This window comes from Vibrio sp. 10N.286.48.C11 (assembly GCF_041469805.1).
GTDB classification, from domain to species: domain Bacteria; phylum Pseudomonadota; class Gammaproteobacteria; order Enterobacterales; family Vibrionaceae; genus Vibrio; species Vibrio crassostreae_C.
The window spans coordinates 1-209 of sequence record NZ_JBFRLK010000176.1; the positions used below are offsets into that span (position 1 = coordinate 1).

The 209-nt window shown below is 47.8% G+C and carries 1 protein-coding gene; it reads left to right on the top strand.

Annotation, left to right across the window (positions count from 1 at the left end; all coding sequences use genetic code 11):
- Positions 1–209, top strand: a 209-nt coding sequence (locus AB4209_RS22470) for a transposase (protein WP_372057459.1), incomplete at both ends; no start/stop codon positions are given.

Genomic DNA, 209 nt, shown 5'->3' on the forward strand with positions numbered 1-209 from the left:
GATGAAGAAGCAATAAGTGGGTGGGCGCAAAGCAAACAGAATAAGCGCGGGAGGCCACGTCGGTTCAGTGATTTAGCTATTACGACAGCACTCATGGTGAAACGAGTTTTTTCTATGCCACTGAGAGCGCTGCAAGGATTTATCGACTCGATATTTAGGTTAGCCCATGTGCCGTTAAGTTGTCCGCATTACACCTGCATCAGTCGTAG